This is a genomic window from Azospirillum brasilense (assembly GCF_001315015.1).
Lineage (GTDB): Bacteria > Pseudomonadota > Alphaproteobacteria > Azospirillales > Azospirillaceae > Azospirillum > Azospirillum brasilense.
Genome location: NZ_CP012914.1, coordinates 435,979 through 458,855, shown reverse-complemented (window position 1 = coordinate 458,855; position 22,877 = coordinate 435,979). Strand labels below are relative to the sequence as shown.

Below are 22,877 nucleotides of genomic sequence, written 5' to 3'. Positions count from 1 at the left end.
GCCCGGAGAGGTCGCGCCATGGGATCGCCCAAGTCCATCACCCCATGCCCGCGCCGCACCGCCGGGCTGTGGCTGGCGCTTCTCTCCACACTGCTGGTCCCGCTGCTGGCCGGCACCGTCCAGGCCGCTCCGCCCGCCCTGCCCGGCCCGATCCCGGCGGAGGTGCTGGAGGTTCTGGACGGCGACACGCTGCTGGTGCGCGCCACCATCTGGCTGGGTCAGGTGGTGGAAACCCATGTCCGGGTGGACGGGCTGGACGCGCCGGAGATGCGCGCCCGCTGCCCCCGCGAGCGGGAACTGGCGGAGACCGCCCGCGACCACGCGCGCCGTCTGATCGGGGCCGCCCCGGTGCGGCTGCTCGACATCCAGCCCGACAAATACGGCGGGCGGGTGCGCGCCCGCGTGCTGACGATCGGGGGTGACGACCTGTCGGCCGCGCTGATCGAGGCGGGGCTCGCCCGCCCCTATCACGGCGAACGGCGCCAGCCCTGGTGCGACGGGACGGGCATGGGCTAACCCGGTTCCACCAACGGGTGAGCTGGGAACCCGCCGTCTCGCTCCGCTGTTGCCCCTCCCACCAAGGAGGAGAGCGAACCATGACGACCCAGGCCTCGTCTTACGTCCCCGGCGCCATCGCCTTGCTGGCCGCCAGCCTTGCCCTGACCGGTGCCGCCGTGGCGCAGGACGCCAAGACTATGGAGGGCGGTCTCGGCGCCGCACCGCCGTCCCAGGGCGAAGCCTGGATGGAATCGACCGGCGCCCAGGACCCGACGTTGGGCGAGCGACGCACCGAGAAGCAGAAGAACGCGGCGGAGACCCGCGCGCAGGGCCGCATCGGCGCCGTCCCCGACGCGGCGAGCGGCGAGTCCGGCCTGAAGCCCGGCACCGCCGAGTCCATGAAAAACCAGCCCGGCAGCGGCGCCTCCGACGGATCGGACGCCACCCCAAAGTAACGGCTCCAAAACGAAACCGGGGGCCACGAAGGCCCCCGGTCCGTAGACAGATCCGATGAACGCCGCGGTCAGGCGTTGTTCATGCGGTTCTCGATCAGGTCGGTCACGACGGTCGGATCGGCCAGCGTCGAGGTGTCGCCCAGGCTGTCGTGCTCGTTCGCGGCGATCTTGCGCAGGATGCGGCGCATGATCTTGCCCGAACGGGTCTTCGGCAGGCCCGGCGACCACTGGATCAGGTCCGGCGAGGCGATCGGGCCGATCTCCTTGCGCACCCAGGCCACCAGCTCCTTGCGCAGCTCCTCGGTCGGGCTTTCCCCGGCGTTGAGCGTGACGTAGGCGTAGATGCCCTGGCCCTTGAGGTCGTGCGGGTAGCCGACGACGGCGGCCTCGGCGACCTTCGGATGGGCGACCAGCGCGCTTTCCACTTCCGCCGTGCCCATGCGGTGGCCGGACACGTTGATCACGTCGTCCACGCGGCCGGTGATCCAGTAATAGCCGTCCGCGTCGCGGCGGCAGCCGTCACCGGTGAAGTAGTAGCCCGCGAAGGTCGAGAAGTAGGTCTGGACGAAGCGCTCGTGGTCACCGAACACCGTGCGCATCTGGCCCGGCCAGCTGTCGGCGATGCACAGGTTGCCTTCCGTCTCGCCTTCCAGCTCCTTGCCGTCGTTGTCCACGACGACCGGCTTGACGCCGAAGAAGGGCTTGGTCGCCGAACCCGGCTTCTGGCCGATGGCGCCCGGCAGCGGGGTGATCAGGATGCCGCCGGTCTCGGTCTGCCACCACGTGTCGACGATCGGGCAACGGCCCTCGCCGACCACGTTGTAGTACCACAGCCAGGCTTCCGGGTTGATCGGCTCGCCCACCGACCCCAGGATGCGCAGCGAGGAGCGGGAGGTCTTCTTCACCGGAGCCTCACCCTCGCGCATCAGCGAACGGATGGCGGTCGGGGCGGTGTAGAAGATGTTGACCTTGTGCTTGTCCACCACCTGCCAGAAGCGGGAGATGTCCGGATAGGTCGGCACGCCTTCGAACATCAGCGTGGTCGCGCCGTTGGCCAGCGGGCCGTAGACGATGTAGCTGTGGCCGGTGACCCAGCCCACGTCGGCCGTGCACCAGTAGACCTCGCCGTCCTTGTAGTCGAAGACGTACTGGTGGGTCATCGACGCGTAGACGAGATAGCCGCCGGTGGTGTGCAGCACGCCCTTCGGCTTGCCGGTCGAACCCGAGGTGTAGAGGATGAACAGCGGGTCCTCCGCGCTCATCTCCTCCGGCGGACAGTCGGCGGAGACCGACGCGATCTCCTCGTGGTACCAGAGGTCGCGCCCCTCGGTCCAGGCGACGTTGCCGCCGGTGTGCTTGACGACCAGCACATGCTTGACGCCCGGCGCCGCGGCGACGGCCTTGTCGGCGTTCGCCTTCAGCGGAACCTTGCGGCCGCCGCGCAGACCCTCGTCGGAGGTGATGACGAAGTGGCTGTCGCAGTCGACGATGCGGTCCTTCAGGCTGTCCGGCGAGAAGCCGCCGAACACGATGGAGTGGATGGCGCCGACGCGCGCGCAGGCCAGCATGGCGTAGGCGGCCTCGGGGATCATCGGCAGGTAGATGGTGACGCGGTCGCCCTTCTTGACGCCGTTCTTCTTCAGGACGTTGGCGAGGCGGCAGACCTGCTCGTGCAGTTCCTTGTAGGTGATGTGCTTGGAAACGCCCGGATCGTCGCCTTCGAAGATGATGGCGGTCTGGTCGCCGCGCGTCGCGAGGTGGCGGTCGACGCAGTTGGCGGAGACGTTCAGCGTGCCGTCGTAGAACCACTTGATGTGGACGTCGCCGGTGTAGCTGACGTCCTTCACCTTGCTGTAGGGCTTGATCCAGTCGATGCGCTTGCCCTGCTCACCCCAGAAGGCTTCCGGATCGTTGATCGATTGCTCGTACAGGCGGGTGTAGGCGGCTTCGTCCACGTAAGCGGTCTTGGCGATTTCCGGCTTAACAGGAAAAAACGAATTGTCGGACATTGGCTCGCGATTCCCCCGTAGTGCTTCTGGTTACGCCCTGAAGGGCTGTTGGGGAGCGGTTTCCGGCCGCTCCTGTTGCGGGACATTATCCACACAAGTTCCCGTCACCACAAGCAGAACGGCTGATTGTCCGCCCTCTCCATCGGGGCTTTCGGTTCCACTTTGTTGCAGCGCACCGCCCGTTCTTTTGAATTCACCGGCATCTGCGACGACACGACAGCGCGACTATTTGTCGCGCATAATACGAAAGCATGATGACACCCTTCGGCAAGCCGCTTAACCCGGCCTTAACCAGCGCATCGTTAGCGTGCATGGCGTTCACCCAACAGCAGGGCACCGGCATGGCCAGCACGACCAGCGCGGACGGCACCACCGGAGACGGCACGACTGGCGGCGGTGCCGGACAGGGCCTGGAGCTGGCCGGACGCCTGTCGGAGATGGGCAGCCGCACCAGCCTGATGGTGATCGACGCCGCCCTGCGCACGGCGTCTCTGGCGGAACTGGATGCGTCCGGCTCGGCCGCTCTCGCGCCATTCGGGGAGGACGCCGGTTTCGCCGGAGCCGCCGCGGAGATGCAGGCGTTGGCCCGCCGGATGCTTCAGGCCACGCAGGATTTCCAGGCGGCCATCTGCGAACCGGCGGACTGATCCGCCGCCGCAGACGGCCGCGCTCTCAACACGTCCGAAGAACCGTCACGCCTCGATCCCGGCCAGCGCGCAGACATGCGCCCATTCGGCGTCCGACACCGGGCAGACCGACAGGCGCGACTGCTTGACCAGGGCCATGCCCTGAAGCAGCGGGTCGGCCTTCATCGTCTTCAGCGTGACCGGCGTCTTCACGGGCAGCAGCGCCCGCACGTCGACCATGCCGAAACGGCCCGCCTCGTCGCTCGGGTCCGGGTAGTATTCCCGCGCGATCTCGACGACGCCGACCACCTCCAGCCCCTCGTTCGAGTGGTAGAAGAAGGCGCGGTCGCCGACCTTCATGGCCTTCAGGTTGTTCGACGCCTGATGGTTGCGCACGCCGTCCCAATGGGTGGTGCCGTCGGCGACCATGCGCTCCCACGAATATTTGAAGGGCTCCGACTTCAGAAGCCAGCGGGCCATTGCCGTCCGCCCCCGCTCAGGACTTCGGGTAGACCCGGCGCCACGCCCGGATCTCCACGCTCTCGAACAGCCCGGCCTGGGCGTAGGGGTCGTTGGCGGCGAAGTCCTTCGCGGCGGCCTCGTCGGCGCACTCCACGATCAGCAGGCTGCCAGCCATGCCCTGGCCGTCATCGGACAGCAGCGGGCCGGCGGCGAACAGACGGTCGGCGTGCGCCTCCAGATAGGCCAGATGGGCCGGGCGGTTGTCGGCCCGCACCTGGGCGGCGCCGGCCTTGTCGGTGCAATGGAACATGTACAGCATGGGAAACCCCTTCCGTTCGGTCGGGCGGGAGCCTAGCGCAGCCGTGACCGCTGCGGAAGGTGCCGCGACGCGCGGCCTTCCGCAGACGCAGGGTGCCTCAGCGGTGCAGCCAGAGGAACGGCGCGCGCAGCGGCGGCGGACGCCCGGGACGCGCGGGACCGCCATCGCGGCGGTGTCGTTCAGGCGCCGCGCTGTTTTCGCCCGTCCCCGCTCCGTCGGGCGGCGATCGTCCGCCCGGCAGCCAGCAGTGCGGCGGCGCGGAGCGCCAGCAGGGCGAGCGGGTGCGGCGGGGCGAACATGGAACGGACTCCGATTGTGAGGGTGCAAAGCCTCGCACAACCCATCCGATCTTGCAACCATTCCGAAGACGGCCGCGCCCTCAGCGCCCTTCCTCGCGGAACGGCCGCGACAGCAGCCCATCGATCGTCGCGTCCAGCCCGGCGCCGCGGTTCAGGATGGCGTCCACGGCAGCGCACAACGGCATGTCGACGCCCTTCTTCCCGGCCAGCCCGACCACCGCGGCGGCGGTGTAGACTCCTTCGGCGACGGAGCGGCGCTCCGCCAGCACCTCGGCCAGCGTCCGGCCGGCACCGAGAGCGGCGCCCAGCGACATGTTGCGCGATTGCAGGCTGGAGCAGGTCAGCGTCAGGTCGCCCAGCCCCGACAGCCCCATCAGCGTCTCCGGCCGCCCGCCGAGCGCCAGGGCCAGCCGGGTGATCTCCGCCAACCCGCGGGTGATCAGCGCCGCCCGCGCGTTGTCGCCCAGCTTGCGGCCTTCCACCACGCCGCAGGCGATGGCCAGCACGTTCTTCACCGCCCCACCGATCTGCGAGCCCACCACGTCGTCGGACAGGTAGGGGCGGAAGGTGCGGCTGCCCAGCGCCTCGACCAGCCGGGCGCCCAGCGCGGCGTCGGCGCAGGCCAGCGTCACCGCGGTCGGCAGGCCGCGCGCCACCTCCGCCGCGAAGGTCGGGCCGGACAGCACGGCCAGCGGCGTCCCCGCCGGCAGCGCGGCGGTGGCGGCCTCGCTCATCAGGGCGTGGCTTTCCAGCTCGATCCCCTTGGCGCAGATGACCAGCGGGGTGCCCGGCCGCAGATGCACGGCGAGGCTGGCGCAGGCGCTGCGCAGATGCTGGGCCGGGGTGACGAGCAGGATGGCGTCGCAGGCGGCAACCTCGGCCAGATCGCCGGTCGCGCGCAATGCGGCGGGCAGGGTCACGCCGGGCAGATAGTCGCGGTTCTCCCGCGCGGCGTTGACCGACTCGACCACCGCTGGCTCGCGCGCCCACAGCAGGGCCTCCCGCCCGGCACGCAGGGCGGCCAGAGCCAGCGCCGTGCCCCAGGCCCCGCCACCGATCACGCCGATGCGCCGGAAGTCCGTTGCCGCCATGGATGCCCCCTGTTTTTAAAATTTGGCCTGAAGGATTTGGCCGCCTGTTTAGGCGGAGCGTCCCCGGTCCGCAACCCGGACGGTCACGCCTCCGGCGTCAGCATGAGCTTCATCCCGACATGGCTCGCCCGAAAGCCCAGCCGCTCGTAGAAGCGGTGGGCGTCGGTGCGCCGGGTCTGGCTGGTCAGCTGCACCATCACGCAACCCTCGGCGCGGGCCAGCGCGATGGCGTGCCGCATCATGGTGCTGCCGATCCCCTGGCCGCGCAACGCGCCGTCCACCTTCACCGCCTCCACCGTCGCCCGCGCCGCTCCCCGGCGGGCCAGCCCGTGGGTGACGGTGAACTGGAAGCAGCCGACGATCCGCCCGTCCTGTTCCGCCAGCACGATGGAATTGCCCGGCTGGGCCGCCATGCGGTCGAAGGCGTCCCAATAGAGCGGGTCCAGCGGCTCGGCATAGACGTCGCCGCCGGTGGACAGGGCGTCGTCGGCGGTCAGCCGGACGATCGCCGGCACGTCGTCGCGCCGGGCGGTGCGGAAGGTCAGGGCCATGGCGGACTCACTCTCAGGCCTTCACGCCGGAACCGACCCCGGCCTTGCCGATGGCCGGCTTGGCGGTGGGGTCGAGCGGCCAGCGGGGACGCGGGGCGAAGTCCAGCGGGTCGGTCTGGCCCAGCCGCAAGCGCTCGATCCCCGCCCAGGCGATCATCGCCGCGTTGTCGGTGCACAGCCGCAGCGGCGGCGCCACGAAGGGCATGCCCTCGCGGTCGGCCAGCGTCTGCAGGCGGGCGCGCAGCGTCCTGTTGGCCGCCACGCCGCCGGCCACCACCAGGGCGCCGCCCTGCGGGTGCATCTCCTTGAATTGGCGCATGGCGCGGGCGCAGCGGTCGGCCATCACCTCGGCGACCGTGTTCTGGAAGGCGGCGGCGAGGTCGGCCCGGTCCTCCGCCGAGAGGGGCGTTCCCAGCTCCTCGACATGGCGCCGCACCGCGGTCTTCAGACCGGAGAAGGAGAAGTCGCAGCCGGGGCGCCCGACCATCGGGCGCGGCAGGTCGAAGCGGCCCGGATTGGTCGCCAGCGCCGCCGCCTTCTCCAGCAGCGGCCCGCCGGGATAGCCGAGGCCGAGCAGCTTGGCCGTCTTGTCGAACGCCTCGCCCACCGCATCGTCGATGGTGGTGCCGAGCCGCCGGTATCGGCCTACCCCCTCGACCACCAGAAGCTGGCAGTGCCCGCCGGACACCAGAAGCAGCAGGTAGGGGAAGGGCACATTGTCGGTCAGCCGGGCGGTCAGCGCGTGGCCTTCCAGATGGTTCACCGCGACGAAGGGCAGCCCGCGCGCCGCGGCAATGGCCTTGGCGGTCATCACGCCGACGATCACCCCGCCGATCAGCCCCGGCCCGCCGGTCGCCGCCACGGCGTCGAGGTCGGCGAAGCCCAGCCCGGACTCCGCCATGGCGCGGCGGATCAGCCCGTCCAGATGCTCCAGATGGGCGCGCGCGGCGATTTCCGGCACGACCCCGCCATAGGGCGTGTGGTCGTCCAGCTGCGACAGCACCACGTCGGCGCGGATCTCCCGCGCGTCGGTCACGATGGCCGCCGCCGTCTCGTCGCAGCTCGTTTCGATTCCAAGAACGATCATGATGGCTGTCAAACTAGCCGTCTCCACCGCTCTGGTATAGGGTCTTGACCCGGCTTCTTCAGGGTTTTGCCCTCCATGAACAAAGACGTCCCCGACGACGACGCCAGCATCGTCTATTACGACGGCGACTATCCGTCGCTGGAGATCGGGGAGGCGCGGGCGGATCACGCTGCGACGCTCGCCCGCCTCGGCATGCTGGGCGACGTGCCCTTCTACAAGGAACGCGCGGCGGAGACCGGCGGCCCGGTTCTGGAGATCGGCTGCGGCACCGGGCGCCTGACCATCCCGCTGGCCCGCGCCGGGCACGAGGTGTGGGCGGTGGACGTCTCCGCCGCCATGCTCGACCAGCTCCGCGCCAAGCTGGCGCGCGAGGCGCCGGAGGTGCAGGCCCGCGTTCATCCGGTGCGGCAGGACGCCACGGCGCTTGATCTGCCGGTGCGGGACTGCCGGCTCGCCGTCATTCCGTTCAACGTGCTGATGCTGATCCCGGAACTGGCGGCGGAGCGTCGCACGCTGGCTGCCGCCGCCGCTCATCTTGCGCCGGGCGGCACATTGGCGCTGGACGTGATGAATCCGCTGACGCTGCCAATGGACGCCGAGACGAAGCCCAGCCCGTCGGAGCCGCGGCGCAGCCCGCACAACGGCAACAGCTACATCCGCAACACGATGGCCTCCCGCCTGGACGAGGGGCAGTGCCAGCGCATTCACGGCTGGTACGACGAGCTGCTGCCGGACGGCAAGATCGCGGTGACCGAGTACGGCTTCACCTGGCGGATGATCTTCCGCTACGAACTGGAGCTGATGCTGGAAAGCGCCGGCTTCACCATCGAACGGCTGGCCGGCGATTTCGAGGATGCCCCCTGGACGGTGGACAGCCGCCGCATGGTGGTCACGGCGCGGCGCGCTTCCCCCGTCACCAAAGAGTAGCGCGCGCGTCACCAAGGCTTGCAAACCGCGGTGGATCGCCTAGAACACTGGCCTCATGACCCAACCGCTCCGCATCGGCACGCGCGGCAGCCCGCTGGCGCTGGCGCAGGCCCACGAGACCCGCGACCGGCTGATCGCGGCACACCCGCATCTGGCCGCCCCCGGCGCCATCGAGATCGTCGTCTTCAAGACGACGGGCGACCGCATCCTGGACCGCACGCTGGCCGAGGCCGGCGGCAAGGGCCTGTTCACCAAGGAACTGGAGGACGCGCTGCTCGACGGCCGCGCCGACCTCGCCGTCCATTCGATGAAGGACGTGCCGACCTGGATGCCGGACGGGCTGGAGATTTCCACGCTCCTGCCGCGTGAGGACACGCGCGACGCCTTCTTCTCGCGCGGCGGCCACACGGTGGACACGCTGCCCGCCGGCTCCGTCGTCGGCACCGCCGGCTTGCGCCGTCAGGCCCAGATCCTGGAGCGGCGGCCCGACCTGAGGGTCGTGCCCTTCCGCGGCAACGTGCAGAGCCGCCTCGCCAAGCTGGAGGCCGGGGAGGTGGACGCCACCCTGCTGGCGCTCGCCGGGCTGCGCCGTCTCGGCCTGACCGACCGCATCACCGCCGTGCTGGAGCATGAGGAGATGCTGCCCGCCGTCGCCCAGGGCGCCATCGGCATCGAGATCCGCAGCGCCGACGAGGCCACCCGCGCCCTGCTGGCTCCGCTGAACTGCGCCGCCACCACGGCCCGCGTGACGGCGGAACGCGCGCTGCTGGCCATGCTCGACGGCTCCTGCCGCACCCCCATCGCCGGGCTGGCCACCCTGGACGGCGACCGGCTGCACCTGAAGGCCAAGGTGCTGTCCAACGACGGGCGGCAGGTCTTCCGGGCGGAGCGCAACGGCAGCGCAAGCGATGCTGCCGCCATCGGCGCCGACGCCGGGGCGGAGATCAAGGCGGTCCTGCCGCCCGACTTCTTCAAGAGCTGACGGCGGCCGGCGATGGCGGCCCCTCACATCCTGGTCACCCGTCCGGCGGAGGATTCCGAGCCTCTGGCGGCCCGTCTGCGCGCGCTGGGCTTCGCCGTGTCGGCGGAGCCGATGCTGGAGATCCGCTGGCTGGACGGGCCGGAGCCGGACGTCGGGAACGTACAGGCCCTCCTCTTCACCAGCGCAAACGGCGTACGGGGCTACACCAGACGTACGAGCCGGCTTGACCGTCCGGTCTATGCGGTGGGCGACGCCACCGCGACCGCGGCCCGCGCGGCCGGTTTCACGCAGGTGGAAAGCGCGTCCGGCGACGTGTACGCGCTGGCCGATCTGGTGCGCCGACGCTGCACCGCAGCGGCGGGTCCGCTACTTCATGTCGCAGGAACCAAGCTGGCCGGCGACCTGTCGGCCATGCTGGGCGAGTCCGGATTTTCCATCCTGCGGGAAACGCTGTACGACGCCGTTCCGAGCGCGCGGCTGTCGGACGGCACGGCGGCGCTGTTGCGTACGGGAACACTGGACGCCGTGTTGTTTTTCTCTCCCCGTACCGCCCGTTCGTTTGTTAGGCTTGTCGCCGAGGCCGGGCTCATCGACCGCTGTCGTACAGTGGACGCGCTCTGCCTCAGCCCCGCGGTCGCGGAGGCTGCCCGCGCGTACGGTGAGCTGGGAGTGACACCGTGGCAGAACGTACGGGTGGCGCCACGGCCGGAGCAGGACTCTCTGCTCGGCCTGCTGCCGGAAGCATCCGGCGGCACGGGCCGGGCTTGAGCGCATCCGCTTGGGGGCTTGTGTGGCGTTCGTTGAGAACAACTGCGACCAGAAGGCACCCAATGACCTCTCGCCCAGGCTCCGAACACGAGGCTGACCCGAACGGCCACACGCCGTCCGACCAGAACCAGACGCCCAACCAGAACCCGTTGGCCGACCAGAACCAGGTGCCCGGCGGCCCCGCCGTCGAACGCATCATCGAGCGCTTCGGCGGCATCCGCCCCATGGCCCACAAGCTGGACATCCCGGTCACCACGGTGCAGGGCTGGAAGAAGCGCGGCGCCATTCCGCTGGCCCGCCACGCCGACCTCCGCGCCTCCGCCGCCAAGCACCGGATCAAGCTGAGCGAAGCCGACCTGGAAGCCGCGACGCCGAGCGAGGACCGCAACGCTCCCGACGCCGCCGGCTCGGTGATGCCGCTGCCGCCGCCGGACGCCGCCATCATCGCGCCGACCGCTCCCCTTTCCGAAGGCGCCGAGCCGTTCAAGACCGAATCCGGCAAGGCCGAGGACACCCTGCCGGGCGCCGACACGCTGCCGGGCGGTGGCCCGGTGCCGGCCACGGACCTGCCGCCCTCCACGCTGCCGCCGGTCGCGGACACTCTTCCGCCCTCTGCTTTGCCGGGTGCCGCCGACACGCTGCCGGGCGGCGACGTGAAGGCCGAAACGATCAAGGGCGATGAGATCCGCTCCGAAGAGAGCAAGGACGAGGCCAAGGCCGATCCCTTCAAGGCTGCCCCCTTCACGTCGGACGAGGTCAAGAGCGAGACGCCGCCGGTGGAGCCCCCCGCCCCCGCCCCCGCCTACACCGCCTCCTCCTACGAGCCGCCGCGTTACGAGGCGCCGCGCGAGGAACGCAAGTCCGGTGCCGGTTTCGCCACCGCCGTGTCGCTGATCGCCCTGCTGGTCGGCGCCGCCGCCCTGTCGCAGCCCTGGTGGGGGCCGCGCGTCCCCGGCTGGCCCACCGCCGGCGGGACTGCCGCCGGTCCGGCCGCCACGGCGCCCGCGCCGCAGCCCGACCCGGCTCTGCGCAACCAGATCCAGCAGCTGTCCGAGCGCCTCGCCAAGCTGGAGCAGCGCCCTGCCGCCGCCCCGGCCGAGGGCAACGCAGCCGCCGCCGGCATCGACCAGCAGACTCTGGACAACGCCGTCGGCCAGCTCACCGCCCGCATCCAGCAGCTTGAGGAGCGTACGCAGGCCGCCGCTGCCGCCGCCCCGGCCGAGCCCGACCCGCGCGTCGCCCAGTTGACCGAGCAGCTTGGCCAGGTCCAGCAGCGCGTCGACGCGGTGGGCAACGAGGCCCAGGCCGCCGGGCAGATCCGCCAGGAGGTGGACGCGCTGAAGCAGGAGCTTGCCGCCGTCAACCAGGCGGTGGAGACCCGCCGCGACGCCGCCACCGCTGCCCAGACGCTGGTGCTTGCCGCCGGGCAGCTCCGCTCCGCGCTGGCCGCCGGGCAGCCGTTCCAGCAGGAACTCCAGGCCGTCCGCGCCGTGGCGTCGGGCGACGCCCAGGTGACGCAGCCGCTGGAGGCCGTGGCCGGCTACGCCGCCAAGGGCGTGCCGACGCAGCCGCAGCTCACCGACCGCTTCTCGGCCATGGCCTCCGACATCGTGCGCGCCGACAACCAGGGCGAGGGCAACGACTGGGTGGAGCAGGTCACCGGCAAGATCGCCACGCTGGTCACCGTCCGCCGCTCGGGCGGCGACGCGGTCGGCGACGGCGCCTCGGCGGTGGTCGCCCGTGCGGAAGCCGCCCTGCAGGCCGGCAACCTCGGCGGCGCGGTCAAGGAGCTGTCCGCCCTGAAGGGCCCGGCGGCGCAGGTCGCCGCCCCGTGGATCGCCGATGCAAAGGCCCGTCTGGCCGCCAACGAGGCCGGCCAGCAGCTCACCAACCGCGCCATCGGCCTGCTGTCGCAGTCCGCCGGGGTCAAGGGAGCGGCCCAATGACACGCGCCATCTGGTTCATCATCAAGGTCGCCATCGTCGTCGCGATCGCGGTCTGGCTGGCCAACCATCCCGGAACCCTCGCCATCAACTGGCAGGGCTACGTCGTCGAGACCGGCATCGGCATCGCCATCCTGATCGGCGTGGCGGCTCTGGCGGCTGGCATCGTCCTGTACCGGCTGGCCCGTGCCATCCTCGGCGCGCCGCGCAACTACGGCCGCTACCGCCGGTCGCGCCGGCGCGAGCGCGGTTATCAGGCGCTGACCCGCGGCATGGTCGCCGTCGCCGCCGGCGACGCCACGACCGCCCGCAAGATGGCGCGCAAGGCCGACGGGCTGCTCAACGAGCCGCCGCTGACCATGCTGCTGTCGGCCCAGGCCGCCCAGCTCCAGGGCGACGACCGCGCGGCGAAGGAATACTTCACCGCCATGCTCGACCGGCCGGAGACCGCCTTCCTCGGCCTGCGCGGCCTGCTGACGCAGTCGCTGAAGGCCGGTGACCGGGTGGAGGCGCTGCAGCTCGCCCGCCGCGCCCAGTCGCTCCAGCCCAACACGCCCTGGCTGCTTGGCACGCTGTACGACCTGGAAGCCCGTTCGGGCGAATGGGCGGCGGCGGAAGGCACGCTGCAGCAAGCCGTGCAGGCCGGCGCCATCAACCCCGACGACGGCCGCCGCCATCGCGCCACCCTGCTTCTGGAGCGCAGCTTCGAGGCGGAGCGCCGCGGCCGGTCCGACTCGGCCCTGTCGCACGCCCAGGCGGCGCACGACCTGCTGTCCGGCTTCGTCCCGGCGGCGGCCCGCGCGGCCCGGCTGCAGATGGCCATCGGCAAGCACAAGAACGCCGCCAAGACCATCGAGCGTTGCTGGCGCGTCAACCCGCACCCGGACCTGACCTCGGCCTACCGCGAGGTGGTCTCCAGCTACGACCCGATGACCCGCGTCAAGCTGTTCGAGAAGCTGCGCAACCACGCCCCCAACGACGTCGAGTCGCTGCTCGCCGTGGCCCGCGCCGCCCTCGACGCCCAGCTGTGGGGCGAGGCCCGCGCCCATCTGACCAAGGCGCTGGAGATGCGGCCCTCCCGCCGCGTCTTCCAGCTCCTGGCCGAGCTGGAGCGGGCGGAGCGGCAGGACGAGGAGGCGGCGCGCGCTTGGTTGGCCCAGGCGGCGAACGCCCCGGCGGACGCGGCCTGGACCTGCAGCGCCTGCAACGCGGTCAGCCCGAGCTGGGGCGGCCTGTGCGGCCATTGCGGCGCCTTCGACAGCCTGGAATGGAAGACCCCGACCGTCAGCATGTCGCTGATGAGCCCGGAGTCGGCGCCGGCCGCCATCACCCATCACGCGACGGAGCCGGTCACCGGCCAGCCGGGCGTCGCACCGGGAGGCCAGATCGCTCCGCAGGGAGCAACCTAGTCCCGCGTCGGTCGCAGCACGAAAAAAAGCCCCTTCCCGGTTCGCCGGGAAGGGGCTTTTTCTTTGTGGTGAATCGGCCCCGAACCCTTACGCGCTGCCCAGCCGGGCGCCGTCCAGGATGGCCTCGTCGAAGATCGCGCCGCTGCGGTCGCAGCCGGTCAGGTCGGCCAGCGTCAGGTCGCAGCCCTTCATGTTCGTCGCGCTGAGCGAGGCGCCGGCCATGCGGGCGCGCACCAGCGAGGCGCGCATCACCTTCGCCCCGGCGCTGATCAGCAGCATCCCCAGATTGGCCCCGTCCAGGCAGCCGTCGATGAGGATCGCGCGGTCCAGCTTCGCGCCGCGCAGGTCGGCGCCGCGCAGATCGGCGGAGCGCAGATCGGCGCCGTCGAACTGGGCCGCCTGGAGCTGCGCGCCGTTCAGCCGGGCGTGGCGCAGCCGCACACCGGAGCCCTTGGCAAGCGTCAGCACCTTGCCCGACAGGTCCGCCCCGTCGAGGTTCAGGCCGGTCAGGTCGAGCTGGCGCCCCTTCTGGCCGCTGGTGCCGAGCCACAGCAGGTGCTGGTGCAACAGAACCTCGATGTCCGCCGCCGCGATCGCCGGACGGCCGAGCTCCGCCGCCGGGTCCTCGTCCGGCTCCGGGATGGGCTGCGGCGCCTGGGCGGCGACCGCGGCTTCCTCGTCGGTGCGGATGGAGGTGATAAGGTCCAGCTCCGACACCTTGGCGCCGTCCAGGATGGCGCCGCGCAGGTCGGCGCCGTTCAGGTCGGCCCCCTGGAGGTCGGCGCCGGAGAAGTTGCAGTCGCGCAGGTCGGTGCGCTGGAGCCGCGCCCCCGACAGGCGGGAGTTGGTGAAGTCGGCCGCCCGCGCGAAGCTGCCCGACAGCTTGGCCCGCGCCATGTCGGCGTTGGTCAGCTTGGCCGAGGCCATGTCCGCCGGTCCCGGCTCGAACCCGACCACCTTCAGCTCGCCGGACGCGCTGCGGTTGGCGACGCTGCCGTCGCGCAGGTCAACCTCCACCATCACCGCGCCGTCCAGGATGGCGCCGCGCACGTTGGCGCCGCGCATGTCGGTGCGATAGAGCCGCGCTTCCGACAGGTCGGCGCCGCGCAGGTCCGCGCCGTAGAGGTCGGCGTGGTCGAGGATGGTTCCCCGCATCCGGGCGTCGCGCAGGATGGCGCCGGACAGATGCGCGCCGGTCAGGTTGCGGCCCGACAGGTCGAGCCCGGTCAGGTCGAAGAAGGGAAGGTTGGCGCGGGCGCCGTTGGGCCGCCCCTCGGTGAAGCGGACATGGCGCTCGCACACCCGGTCCAGCTGCTCCTGGCTCAAGCGTATCCGGGATTTGTGGGAGCCGTCGTTCGCCATCGGCGCCTCAGGCGAACAGCGCGTCGATGTCGGCCTGCGAAATCTCGCTGCCGCCGCCCGACGGTTCGGGCGCCGGGGCGGCGGGTCGCGGGGCCGGCTTCGCAGCGGCAGGAGGCGGAGACGGAGGCGGAGGGGGCGGTGCCGGCGCCTCGGCCGGCTCCGCCCGTTCCAGCACCTGGGGAATCTGGGTGGCCAGCGTGTCGAACAGGGCGTCGATGTCGTCCTGGCTGACCTCCGGCCCGCCGAGCTGCGGGCCGTTCAGCAGATGCGCGTCGGGCCGGGTGTCGCCCAGCTTGCGGTGGGACGCCCCCTCGCCCATGGACGCGGTTTCCGAGGCGGTGGCGATGCGGTCGACGCCCCAGATCTCGATCATCGTGTTCACGCGCTGCTCGATGTAGCGCAGCGTGTTGACCACCTTGGTGGTGCGCTGACCGGTGATGTCCTGGAAGGCGCAGGCGGTCATAATCTCGATGCTCCAGGCATCGATGGCGTCGACCATCTCCGCGATGTCGGGATCGGTGCGCGGGATGCCCTGGGTGATCTCCTGGATCTTCTCGGTGGCGTTCAGGATGTCGGTGGTCGCCCGCTCCGTCGCCGCGACGATCTCGTCCAACTCGCCGGTCGCCGCCTCGATGCGGTTCGACCCGGTGTCGGCGGGGCGCAGCGCCGCGATGTCGCTGCGCGTCTCGCGCACCACCTGGGTGATCGACATCAGCTCCTGCTGAAGTTGCAGATTGTCCCCCAGGCCGCTTCCCGAGCCGCCGGCCGGCGCCAGACGGAGCAAGGCGCCGGTGTCCACCCCGCGCAGCCGGTTGACCTGCTGCTCCAGCGCGCCGGTCAGCCGGTGGAACTCGTCCACCGCGACCACACGGGATCGCCGGTCGCGCATGCGCAGGAACGCGCGGCCGCGCGCGGTCTGCGACAGCGCCTCCTCCATCTGGAGGTAGTCATGCTCGGTCAGTTCCATCAGAGGAACATCGCTCATCGTCGTCACCGTCGGCGGGCCGCTGTTGAGAATCCGCCATGGAGGAAAGCACGTCTTAGGAAAACTGAGGTTACACCAGACATGGTCTGGATTTCAGGCAAATCCTGCGCACCTCTGCCTCGCAGATCCCGCTGAACAAAGTCTTAATGAAGTCATGGGCGGCGCGCGATGCCGCACCCCGGCCTCATGCAACCAATCATGGAAGTCCACCACCGGAGCGGAGCTTGGAAGACGGCGGAGCTACGGCATTGAGGATTCTCCCGTCGCCGCCGCTGCCCTATACTCCGGCGCGGGGCGGGGCAAAGGGTGCGCAGGCTTGACCCACGGGCGCCGCTCGCCCACATCAGCCGCGCCAACGCGGTACGGAACAACAGGAACGGGGACAAGATGCCGATGACGACGACGCTTCGGTTCGCGGCGCTTCGGTTTGCAGGGGCGGCGTGCGTGGCCGGGCTTTTGGGGATCGGCGTTCCGGGCGCGGGTCTGGCCCCCGCCGCCGCGGCCTTGCCCGCCGGGGTCACCGGGGTGACGACCATCGCGCCGATGCTGGAGCAGGTGACCCCCGCCGTCGTCAACATCGCCGTTCTGTCGCGGGCGCCGCAGGCCGAGAATCCGCTGCTGCGCGACCCCTTCTTCCGCCGTTTCTTCAACGTCCCCGAGCAGCAGGCCCGCCCGCAGGTCAGCGCCGGGTCGGGCGTGATCGTGGACGCGCGGCGCGGCTACGTCATCACCAACGCCCATGTGGTGGAGAACGCGCAGGAGATCGCCGTCACCCTGAAGGACCGCCGCCGCCTGCGCGCCAAGCTGGTCGGGCGGGACGCGGCGACCGACATCGCTCTGTTGAAGATCGAGGCGGAGAAGCTGACCGCCCTGCCCTGGGGCGATTCGGACCAGCTCAAGGTCGGCGACTTCCTGGTCGCCATCGGCAACCCCTTCGGGCTGGGCCAGACGGTGACCTCCGGCATCGTCTCGGCGCTCGGCCGCAGCGGGCTGAAGATCGAGGGGTATGAGGACTTCATCCAGACCGACGCCTCCATCAACCCCGGCAACTCCGGCGGCGCGCTGGTGAACTTCAACGGGGAACTGGTCGGCATCAACACCGCCATCATCGGCCCGGCGGGCGGGTCGGTCGGCATCGGCTTCGCCGTTCCGGTCAGCATCGTCCGCTCGGTGATGGAGCAGCTGGTCGAGTATGGCGAGGTGCGGCGCGGCCGGCTGGGGGTCTCCATCCAGGACCTGACCCCCGATCTGGCGGACAGCATGAATCTGGCCGGCGACGCCGGGGCGGTGATCGCCCAGGTGGAGCGCGGGTCTGCCGCCGAGCGCGCCGGCTTCCGCAGCGGCGACGTGGTGACCGCGGTGAATGGGCGCCCGGTGCGCAGCGCCACCGACTTCCGCAACCGCATGGGTCTGGTGCGGGCCGGCACGCCGCTTCAGGTGACCGTCCTGCGCGGCGGCAGCGAACGGGTGCTGAACGTCCGCACGGCGAACTAGACCCGGCGAACCGGATCGGGATAACCATGGTCTGATGATCGGCCGCCCCTCCCCTCCCCGCCGGCAGGCACCGCCCGCCCCCATGGTCAGCGCGGCCCAGCGCCAGCGCGAAGTCGCCCGCATGCTGATGCGGCTCGACGACATGCTGAAGACGTGCGCGGATCTGGCGGCGGCGGCGCGGGAGCGCGTGTCGGTCGGCGGGATGGGCCGCTACCGCAAATTCTCCCGCAAGGTGCGCGACTTCTTCTCGCTGGCGGCGGTGACCCAGGAACGGCTGGACGCCGCCCCGTCGGAGATGGAGGAGCTGATCGGTCCGATGACCACCGCGCTGGAACGCCTGCACGCCCGCATGGTGATCCTGTTCGTGGAGGAGAGCCTGGGCTTCTTCAACACCTTCGCGCGGGTTAAGGCGCTGCCCATCGGCACCCACGAGACGGTGGGGGTGGAGTTCCGCGCGCTGATGGAGATCCGCAAGTTCCTCGACGACCCGCTCTACGACGGGGAGCGCGGGCAGGGCCTGCGCAAGCAGACGGACCGCGTCGCCGTCCTGATGCGCGCGGTGATGGACCGCTGCCCGCCCCTGCCCGACTTCGGCGACGAGCCGAGCATCGGGCCGCGGGGGACGGTGAACAAACCGCTGCGCCCGCCCCGCGCCGCGCCGCCTCCCGCCGCGGGCCGGGCGGCGGAGCCGCGCCCGCTGCCGCAGCCCAATTCCCAACGGCCCGATCCCCGGTTGGAGGTTCGCCAGCTGTCCCTGGACGACGAGGACTGACGGGCCGCCGTCAGCCTTCCGCCGGCGACGACTGGCGGTGGTGGCTGTGCGTGTCCACGCCGCGCAGATGCTCGGCGGCCTCGTGCAGGGCGCGCTCGCTGGCGCTGTCGGGGGTTTGCAGCCCGGCTTCCGGACCGGGCACGGCGTCCTCCTCGGCGATCTCGCGGGCGGCCTGCTGCCAATGCGCGATGTGGCGCCCCTCGGGACGGCCCTCGCGCTCCCAGATGGCGTGGGCGCGCTCGCGGACGCGGGGGTCGTCGGGGCCGGTGTGATGCTCCATGGCGCTGTCCCTCCTCGGTGGTCTGTTGTCTTGACCGTCAACAGGCGGACCGCACCGGCGTGCCGCAGGCCTTTCCGCTACAGCCAATAGAGCGGGCTGACTCCGAACAGCCAGGGATGAACCGCGATCATCGCGGCATAGGCGGTCAGCGCCCCCAGAACACGGCCCCAGCCGATCTCTCCGGGACGAAAGCTCTGGCGTCCGGCCAGGATCGCGGCGAAGGGCAGAGCGGAGGTTTCCGCCCGGTAGGCCCGCCCGGCAGCACCACGGCGCAGCAGCCAATCGTTCTTGACCATGGCGAACAGGGCGATGGCCGCCATCGCGACGAACAGCACGACCCGCCGCCCGTCCCCGGTGGCTTGCAGGTGCAGCAGCGCCCACAGCAACAGCCCCATGCTGCCGGGAAAGCGGGTGATCCGATAGATGCCCCGCGGCGGGTTGGGGGCGTCGGGCGCGCCGGCCTTGCTGGTGACGCGGGCGGCGATCAGCAGGAAGGACAGCGGCATCAGCGCGACGACCAGCGGCGCCGCCCAGCCGGCGGGAACGAACAGCGGCTCGCCGCCCCCGGCCTCGCGGTAGGCCCAGACGAAGAGGCCGAGCGCCAGCAGCGAGCCCAGCGAATGCAGGGCGACGAACCCGCCCCACCCCAGCCGGGCGATCAGCCACGGCCGCACCCCCGGCCAGGACGGCACGGCGTGGGTGGCGAACAGGAACAGGGCGGCGAGAAGAAGGTCGGTGGTCATGGGACGCGAGGAAACACCGCTTTGCCGGACGGAGTCTTGATGAACGTCAAACTTGGAGCTGCGAAAGCAAACCGCGTCCGAGTGTGGCGCAGGCCACAGCGGGGATGGGCGGCGGGGCGTAGTGTCTGGTCATCGGACAGGCCGGGCCCCGACGCAGACGGAACCGGCAGCCAACTCCCCCCAGACACCGGAAGGAAACACACCATGCGCCGCACCACCCTGATCGCCACCGCCGCCGTCCTGCTCTGCTCCGCCGCCTCCTTTGGCCCGGCCTTCGCCGGCGACCTGATGACCGGCGGCATCCCGCTCGGCAACGCCAGCAACCTGGGGGTCATCTCCAACACCGCCGCGGGCATCCAGAACAAGGCGCAGCAGCAGGTGATGGGCGTCCAGGCAGGCGGCGGGCTGGCCGGGCCCTTCGGCACCGCCTCCAACCTGGGCAACGTCTCCAACCTCGCCGCCGGCGTCGGCAACACCGCCAAGCAGCAGGTCTTCGGCATGCAGGCGGGCGGCGGCGGTGTGAAGACGCCCTTCGCTCTGGGCGGCTTCAACAGCAACGCCGGCACCGTCAGCAACAGCGCGGTCGGCATCGGCAACACCGCCCAGCAGCAGGTCAAGGCCATGCAGTTCGGCGCGCCGGGCGCCCTGTTCAACCAGAACCTCGGCACCGTCTCCAACCTCGCCGCCGGCATCGGCAACAAGGCCCAGCAGCAGGTCATCGGCATCCAGAAGTAACCCCCTCCCCATCCACCCTCCCATCCAGGCAGACCTTGCGGCCGGGGCACTCCCCCGGCCGTCTTTTTGCGCGCAAGCGGAGCGTTTCCCGGCGCGGATGTGCGGAGAAGGAACCTTCCACCCGGCGGCGCGTTGGAGCGGCGAACACTCTCCCGCGGCCGTGTGCCGCGGTCATTCGGGAAGCCGCAGCATGAACCGCAACAGCAATTCGACATTGGGATGGCCCAGGGTGGGTTGGAGGGCCGTTGTCATCCTGTCGGCGTCGCTCGGGCTGGCCGCCTGCGCCGGCAGCGTGCCGCCGCCGACCGCCCAGCTCGGCGCGTCGGCGCAAGCCATCCAGCAGGCCGAACGGGCCGGCGCCCTCCAACACGCCCCCGCGGAGTTCCAGTCCGCCCGCGAGAAGCTGGCCGCTGCCGACGCCGCGATGCGCGAGGACGAGCGGACCCAGGCCCGCCGTCTCGCCGAGCAGGCGCAGGCCGACGCCGAACTCGCCACCGTGCGTTCGCAGCGCGCGACAGCGCAGCAGGCCGCCAGCGCCGTGCGCACGCTCGCCAACCCCAACGCCGGGCTGCCCAACGCCGGTATGCCGGGCGCCGGTATGCCGGGCGCTGCGGGCCGGGCGCCCGCCGCGTCCGCCACAGCTCCCCTGGCCCCGTCGGGCATGAGCGGGACCTCGACCTGGGATTCCCCGCGCACGCTGGAGGGCACACCGTGATGCACACCCAAAAGAAGGCCCAAACGGTGAGAAAAAGCCTGGCCCTGGCCTCGCTGGGCGTCGTCGCCCTGTCGCTCGGCGCCTGCGCCACCCCGGACGACACGCCGGCCCTGGCCCAGGCGCGCCAATCCTATTCCAGCGCCGCCGCCAACCCGCAGCTGGCCAGCAACGCCACGCTGGAGCTGCGCCGCGCCGAAGAGGCGCTGCAGCGCGGTGAGCGGGCGCGCAGCGACGGCAACACCGCGGAGATGGATCATCAGGCCTATCTCGCCAACCGGCAGCTCCAGATCGCCCAGGACGTGGCGGCGATGAAGGGCGCGCAGCAGGTCGTCGCCAACGCCGAGACCTACCGCCTCCAGGACCAGATCCGCGCCCTCCAGGCAGAGCGGACGGAGCGCGGTCTGGTGATGTCGCTGGGCGACGTTCTGTTCGCCACCGGCAGCGCCCGCCTGACTCCGGGCGCCGACGCGCGTCTGAGCGAACTCGCCAACTTCCTCCAGCGCAATCCGGAACGGACCGTGCGGATCGAGGGCTACACCGACACCACCGGTTCGTCGGCCACCAACCTGCGCCTGTCCGAGGAGCGGGCCATGGCGGTGCGCGACGCGCTGACCGCGCGCGGCGTCAACCCCAGCCGCATCGCCGCCCAGGGCCTGGGGTCGGCCCAGCCGGTCGCCTCCAACAGCACGGAGTCGGGACGCCAGCAGAACCGCCGCGTCGACATCGTGATCTCCGAGCCGGGCTCGGTGGCGGAGACGCGCTCCTGACGGGCCATGCTGCCATTTGACGCACATTGCGCTTGAACAAGAACGGGCGGGCCGGAAACGGCTCGCCCGCTTCGATTCCGGCCCGATTTCCGGTCGTTTTTCCAGCTCCGACTTGCCCGTCCCGCTCCACCACTCCGCCGGAGTCGCGATCATCCGAAAAAATTGTCTCGAATGCAGGGCAAAATCAATGCTTCTTTACCTTTTACGGTGTGTGGTTTTACGATGCGCGAACATGAGGGGCCACGGTGTCCTTTTGATTGCGCGGGGATTCGGTATGACCACTGGACAGGGTGACGAGGGAGCGATGCTCAGCAGGGGATTTTTGAAGGCGCAGGCTCTGCTTCTCCTCATCATCGGCCTGCCGGTGATCGTGGTGGTGGTTCTCCTCAACCCGCTGTGGAACGCCACGCTGCACCGGTTCGGCGTGCCGGAGGGGCCGGCGGCGGCGCTCGGCATGATCGTCACCATCATGGTGGTGATGGTCGTCCAGTATTGGGTTCTGGAAACACGGCGGACCATGGTCACGTCGCTGTTCAACTTCATCCCTCACGAGCATCTGACCTTCGACGGCGAGACGCTGACGACGGACGAGGCCAACCGCCTGTTCGTCACCCTGCACCGGGATTCGGAGGAGTGGCGGCGCCTGCTGCGCGACAACGGCATGGACGGCCCGCTGGACGAGTTCGGCAGCCTGTGCGCCGCCCGGCTGGCCTTCGCGCGCCGCCCCCAGGGCATCCCGCCGGAGGCGGAGCGCGCCATCGCCGAGGTGCCGCAGGCGGTGGAGCTGGCCAAGGCCCGTGTCGGCGCGGCGCTCGATCAGGCGGAGCGGGAGGTGCAGGCCCTGCGCGCCCGCCTGTCCGACACGCAGGACGCGGTGGCCGCCCTGGTCGGCTTCATCCGCGACAGCGGGGTGCAGATCGCCGGCCGCCACGACGACGCCCAGCGCTGCGCCACGGAGAACCACACGCTTCTCGCCAGCCTCCAGGAGCATCTCGACCGCCGCCGGGCCGAGGCGACCTCCGACCTGACACGCTTCGAGCAGATCGTCGCGGAATCCCGCGCGCTGGAGGATTCGGTCAACGCCATCACCCGCATCATGTCCGCCACCAACATGCTGGCGCTGAACGCCGCCATCGAGGCGACGCGGGCCGGGGAATACGGCCACGGCTTCCGCGTGGTGGCCAACGAGGTGCGCGATCTGGCCCGCCAGTCGAACGAGGCCATCCAGGTGATCCAGAAGGGCATCGACCGCATGCAGCAGGCGATCGCCCAGCAGATCGCCGGGCAGGACGCCCAGGCCAAGGTGGCCGCCGAGCACGCGCTGCTGTCCGATCTGGCCGATCGCCTGCAAAGCCTCAGCGCCGGCCAGCAGGACGTCGCCGGGCACGAGCGGCGGCTGATGGGCGAGTTGGACCGGCTGGGCGATTCCCTGGCCGACACGCTGGCCGGTTTCGCCGGGGACCTGCGTGTTCCCGAAGGGCTGCGGCGCGAGCTGGACGCGATCAGCGGCGGGCTGGGCCGGCTGAACGGTCTGGAGGAGGATCTGCGCAGTGTGTCCGGCGTCCGGAAGCGCGCCGCCTGACGACCGGTTGCGGCGA

General features: G+C 70.9%; 24 protein-coding genes. 14 read left to right on the top strand and 10 right to left on the bottom strand.

All coding sequences use genetic code 11. The annotated features are described in order from the left end of the window. Positions 1-18: 18 nt before the first annotated feature. Both AMK58_RS02075 and AMK58_RS30225 read left to right on the top strand, forming a co-directional pair. On the top strand, positions 19-516 hold the full coding sequence (locus tag AMK58_RS02075; protein WP_079285398.1) for a thermonuclease family protein: 498 nt from the start codon (positions 19-21) through the stop codon (positions 514-516). A gap of 80 nt (positions 517-596) precedes the next feature. Continuing rightward, a complete protein-coding gene (locus AMK58_RS30225; protein WP_035669381.1) occupies positions 597-953 on the top strand; it encodes a hypothetical protein in 357 nt (118 codons plus the stop codon). A gap of 68 nt (positions 954-1,021) precedes the next feature. On the opposite strand, the gene acs is transcribed toward AMK58_RS30225, so the two are convergent. Beyond that, positions 1,022-2,962, bottom strand: coding sequence for an acetate--CoA ligase (gene acs / locus AMK58_RS02065; RefSeq protein ID WP_035669384.1), 1,941 nt, complete (start codon positions 2,960-2,962; stop codon positions 1,022-1,024). Between the two features lie 311 nt (positions 2,963-3,273). On the opposite strand from acs, the gene AMK58_RS02060 reads away from it, so the two are divergent. Next, positions 3,274-3,609: a hypothetical protein gene (locus AMK58_RS02060; protein WP_035669387.1), complete on the top strand. Its 336-nt coding sequence runs from the start codon at positions 3,274-3,276 to the stop codon at positions 3,607-3,609. A gap of 45 nt (positions 3,610-3,654) precedes the next feature. Here AMK58_RS02060 and AMK58_RS02055 read toward each other — a convergent pair whose 3' ends face one another. The 5 genes from AMK58_RS02055 to tsaD all read right to left on the bottom strand — a co-directional run bounded on the left by AMK58_RS02055 (position 3,655) and on the right by tsaD (position 7,397). After that, entirely contained in the window at positions 3,655-4,068 is a 414-nt protein-coding gene (locus tag AMK58_RS02055; protein ID WP_035669391.1) for an EVE domain-containing protein, read from the bottom strand. Between the two features lie 16 nt (positions 4,069-4,084). Then, the gene (locus AMK58_RS02050) at positions 4,085-4,369 is read right to left on the bottom strand and encodes a YciI family protein (protein ID WP_035669394.1); all 285 of its coding nucleotides are present in this window, start codon (positions 4,367-4,369) and stop codon (positions 4,085-4,087) included. A gap of 379 nt (positions 4,370-4,748) precedes the next feature. After that, on the bottom strand, positions 4,749-5,759 hold the full coding sequence (locus tag AMK58_RS02045) for an NAD(P)H-dependent glycerol-3-phosphate dehydrogenase (RefSeq protein ID WP_059398553.1): 1,011 nt from the start codon (positions 5,757-5,759) through the stop codon (positions 4,749-4,751). A gap of 83 nt (positions 5,760-5,842) precedes the next feature. After that, a complete protein-coding gene (locus AMK58_RS02040; protein ID WP_035669413.1) occupies positions 5,843-6,310 on the bottom strand; it encodes a GNAT family N-acetyltransferase in 468 nt (155 codons plus the stop codon). A 13-nt stretch (positions 6,311-6,323) separates the two neighbouring features. After that, positions 6,324-7,397, bottom strand: coding sequence for a tRNA (adenosine(37)-N6)-threonylcarbamoyltransferase complex transferase subunit TsaD (tsaD, locus tag AMK58_RS02035; RefSeq protein ID WP_059398552.1), 1,074 nt, complete (start codon positions 7,395-7,397; stop codon positions 6,324-6,326). A gap of 75 nt (positions 7,398-7,472) precedes the next feature. Between tsaD and AMK58_RS02030 the strand changes: the two genes are divergently transcribed. The 5 genes from AMK58_RS02030 to AMK58_RS02010 all read left to right on the top strand — a co-directional run bounded on the left by AMK58_RS02030 (position 7,473) and on the right by AMK58_RS02010 (position 13,426). Then, positions 7,473-8,324 carry a class I SAM-dependent methyltransferase gene (locus AMK58_RS02030; protein WP_035669410.1) on the top strand — a complete coding sequence of 284 codons (852 nt, stop codon included), beginning with the start codon at positions 7,473-7,475 and terminating at the stop codon, positions 8,322-8,324. A gap of 55 nt (positions 8,325-8,379) precedes the next feature. Beyond that, complete coding sequence (gene hemC / locus AMK58_RS02025; RefSeq protein WP_059398551.1) at positions 8,380-9,306, top strand: hydroxymethylbilane synthase; 927 nt, start codon at positions 8,380-8,382, stop codon at positions 9,304-9,306. Between the two features lie 12 nt (positions 9,307-9,318). After that, positions 9,319-10,074, top strand: coding sequence for a uroporphyrinogen-III synthase (locus AMK58_RS02020; protein WP_035669407.1), 756 nt, complete (start codon positions 9,319-9,321; stop codon positions 10,072-10,074). Positions 10,075-10,136: 62 nt separating this feature from the next. Beyond that, the gene (locus AMK58_RS02015; protein ID WP_059398550.1) at positions 10,137-12,020 is read left to right on the top strand and encodes a mitofilin family membrane protein; all 1,884 of its coding nucleotides are present in this window, start codon (positions 10,137-10,139) and stop codon (positions 12,018-12,020) included. Next, positions 12,017-13,426, top strand: coding sequence for a heme biosynthesis protein HemY (locus AMK58_RS02010; RefSeq protein WP_035674191.1), 1,410 nt, complete (start codon positions 12,017-12,019; stop codon positions 13,424-13,426). The genes AMK58_RS02015 and AMK58_RS02010 overlap by 4 nt, the downstream gene beginning before the upstream one ends. An 87-nt stretch (positions 13,427-13,513) precedes the next feature. Here AMK58_RS02010 and AMK58_RS02005 read toward each other — a convergent pair whose 3' ends face one another. Both AMK58_RS02005 and AMK58_RS02000 read right to left on the bottom strand, forming a co-directional pair. Continuing rightward, positions 13,514-14,752, bottom strand: a complete 1,239-nt coding sequence (locus AMK58_RS02005; RefSeq protein ID WP_236778160.1) for a pentapeptide repeat-containing protein — start codon at positions 14,750-14,752, stop codon at positions 13,514-13,516. A gap of 43 nt (positions 14,753-14,795) precedes the next feature. Further along, a complete protein-coding gene (locus AMK58_RS02000; protein WP_059398549.1) occupies positions 14,796-15,773 on the bottom strand; it encodes a hypothetical protein in 978 nt (325 codons plus the stop codon). Positions 15,774-16,166: 393 nt separating this feature from the next. On the opposite strand from AMK58_RS02000, the gene AMK58_RS01995 reads away from it, so the two are divergent. Beyond that, complete coding sequence (locus AMK58_RS01995) at positions 16,167-17,267, top strand: Do family serine endopeptidase (RefSeq protein ID WP_059399026.1); 1,101 nt, start codon at positions 16,167-16,169, stop codon at positions 17,265-17,267. A gap of 34 nt (positions 17,268-17,301) precedes the next feature. After that, complete coding sequence (locus AMK58_RS01990; RefSeq protein ID WP_236778159.1) at positions 17,302-18,039, top strand: hypothetical protein; 738 nt, start codon at positions 17,302-17,304, stop codon at positions 18,037-18,039. Positions 18,040-18,049: 10 nt separating this feature from the next. On the opposite strand, the gene AMK58_RS01985 is transcribed toward AMK58_RS01990, so the two are convergent. Both AMK58_RS01985 and AMK58_RS01980 read right to left on the bottom strand, forming a co-directional pair. Beyond that, complete coding sequence (locus AMK58_RS01985; protein WP_059398547.1) at positions 18,050-18,319, bottom strand: DUF2934 domain-containing protein; 270 nt, start codon at positions 18,317-18,319, stop codon at positions 18,050-18,052. A 77-nt stretch (positions 18,320-18,396) separates the two neighbouring features. After that, a complete protein-coding gene (locus AMK58_RS01980) occupies positions 18,397-19,062 on the bottom strand; it encodes an NnrU family protein (RefSeq protein WP_035683090.1) in 666 nt (221 codons plus the stop codon). A gap of 204 nt (positions 19,063-19,266) precedes the next feature. Here AMK58_RS01980 and AMK58_RS01975 point away from each other — a divergent pair, with 204 nt between their 5' ends. The 4 genes from AMK58_RS01975 (at position 19,267) to AMK58_RS01960 (ending at position 22,861) form a co-directional block, all read left to right on the top strand. Then, the gene (locus tag AMK58_RS01975) at positions 19,267-19,797 is read left to right on the top strand and encodes a hypothetical protein (RefSeq protein ID WP_059398546.1); all 531 of its coding nucleotides are present in this window, start codon (positions 19,267-19,269) and stop codon (positions 19,795-19,797) included. 229 nt (positions 19,798-20,026) lie between these two features. After that, positions 20,027-20,512 (top strand): DUF4398 domain-containing protein, encoded by a 486-nt coding sequence (locus tag AMK58_RS01970; RefSeq protein WP_079285278.1) that lies wholly within the window; start codon positions 20,027-20,029, stop codon positions 20,510-20,512. A gap of 26 nt (positions 20,513-20,538) precedes the next feature. After that, the gene (locus AMK58_RS01965) at positions 20,539-21,279 is read left to right on the top strand and encodes an OmpA family protein (protein ID WP_035669448.1); all 741 of its coding nucleotides are present in this window, start codon (positions 20,539-20,541) and stop codon (positions 21,277-21,279) included. A 274-nt stretch (positions 21,280-21,553) separates the two neighbouring features. Beyond that, positions 21,554-22,861, top strand: coding sequence for a methyl-accepting chemotaxis protein (locus AMK58_RS01960; RefSeq protein ID WP_236778158.1), 1,308 nt, complete (start codon positions 21,554-21,556; stop codon positions 22,859-22,861). Positions 22,862-22,877 lie beyond the last annotated feature (16 nt).

Bases quoted from the DNA above. Each gene is read 5' to 3' on its own strand.
- AMK58_RS02075 (WP_079285398.1), top strand. From the start codon at position 19: ATGGGATCGCCCAAGTCCATCACCCCATGCCCGCGCCGCACCGCCGGG.
- AMK58_RS30225 (WP_035669381.1), top strand. From the start codon at position 597: ATGACGACCCAGGCCTCGTCTTACGTCCCCGGCGCCATCGCCTTGCTG.
- acs (WP_035669384.1), bottom strand. From the start codon at position 2,962: ATGTCCGACAATTCGTTTTTTCCTGTTAAGCCGGAAATCGCCAAGACC.
- AMK58_RS02060 (WP_035669387.1), top strand. From the start codon at position 3,274: ATGGCGTTCACCCAACAGCAGGGCACCGGCATGGCCAGCACGACCAGC.
- AMK58_RS02055 (WP_035669391.1), bottom strand. From the start codon at position 4,068: ATGGCCCGCTGGCTTCTGAAGTCGGAGCCCTTCAAATATTCGTGGGAG.
- AMK58_RS02050 (WP_035669394.1), bottom strand. From the start codon at position 4,369: ATGCTGTACATGTTCCATTGCACCGACAAGGCCGGCGCCGCCCAGGTG.
- AMK58_RS02045 (WP_059398553.1), bottom strand. From the start codon at position 5,759: ATGGCGGCAACGGACTTCCGGCGCATCGGCGTGATCGGTGGCGGGGCC.
- AMK58_RS02040 (WP_035669413.1), bottom strand. From the start codon at position 6,310: ATGGCCCTGACCTTCCGCACCGCCCGGCGCGACGACGTGCCGGCGATC.
- tsaD (WP_059398552.1), bottom strand. From the start codon at position 7,397: ATGATCGTTCTTGGAATCGAAACGAGCTGCGACGAGACGGCGGCGGCC.
- AMK58_RS02030 (WP_035669410.1), top strand. From the start codon at position 7,473: ATGAACAAAGACGTCCCCGACGACGACGCCAGCATCGTCTATTACGAC.
- hemC (WP_059398551.1), top strand. From the start codon at position 8,380: ATGACCCAACCGCTCCGCATCGGCACGCGCGGCAGCCCGCTGGCGCTG.
- AMK58_RS02020 (WP_035669407.1), top strand. From the start codon at position 9,319: ATGGCGGCCCCTCACATCCTGGTCACCCGTCCGGCGGAGGATTCCGAG.
- AMK58_RS02015 (WP_059398550.1), top strand. From the start codon at position 10,137: ATGACCTCTCGCCCAGGCTCCGAACACGAGGCTGACCCGAACGGCCAC.
- AMK58_RS02010 (WP_035674191.1), top strand. From the start codon at position 12,017: ATGACACGCGCCATCTGGTTCATCATCAAGGTCGCCATCGTCGTCGCG.
- AMK58_RS02000 (WP_059398549.1), bottom strand. From the start codon at position 15,773: ATGAGCGATGTTCCTCTGATGGAACTGACCGAGCATGACTACCTCCAG.
- AMK58_RS01995 (WP_059399026.1), top strand. From the start codon at position 16,167: ATGACGACGACGCTTCGGTTCGCGGCGCTTCGGTTTGCAGGGGCGGCG.
- AMK58_RS01990 (WP_236778159.1), top strand. From the start codon at position 17,302: ATGATCGGCCGCCCCTCCCCTCCCCGCCGGCAGGCACCGCCCGCCCCC.
- AMK58_RS01985 (WP_059398547.1), bottom strand. From the start codon at position 18,319: ATGGAGCATCACACCGGCCCCGACGACCCCCGCGTCCGCGAGCGCGCC.
- AMK58_RS01980 (WP_035683090.1), bottom strand. From the start codon at position 19,062: ATGACCACCGACCTTCTTCTCGCCGCCCTGTTCCTGTTCGCCACCCAC.
- AMK58_RS01975 (WP_059398546.1), top strand. From the start codon at position 19,267: ATGCGCCGCACCACCCTGATCGCCACCGCCGCCGTCCTGCTCTGCTCC.
- AMK58_RS01960 (WP_236778158.1), top strand. From the start codon at position 21,554: ATGACCACTGGACAGGGTGACGAGGGAGCGATGCTCAGCAGGGGATTT.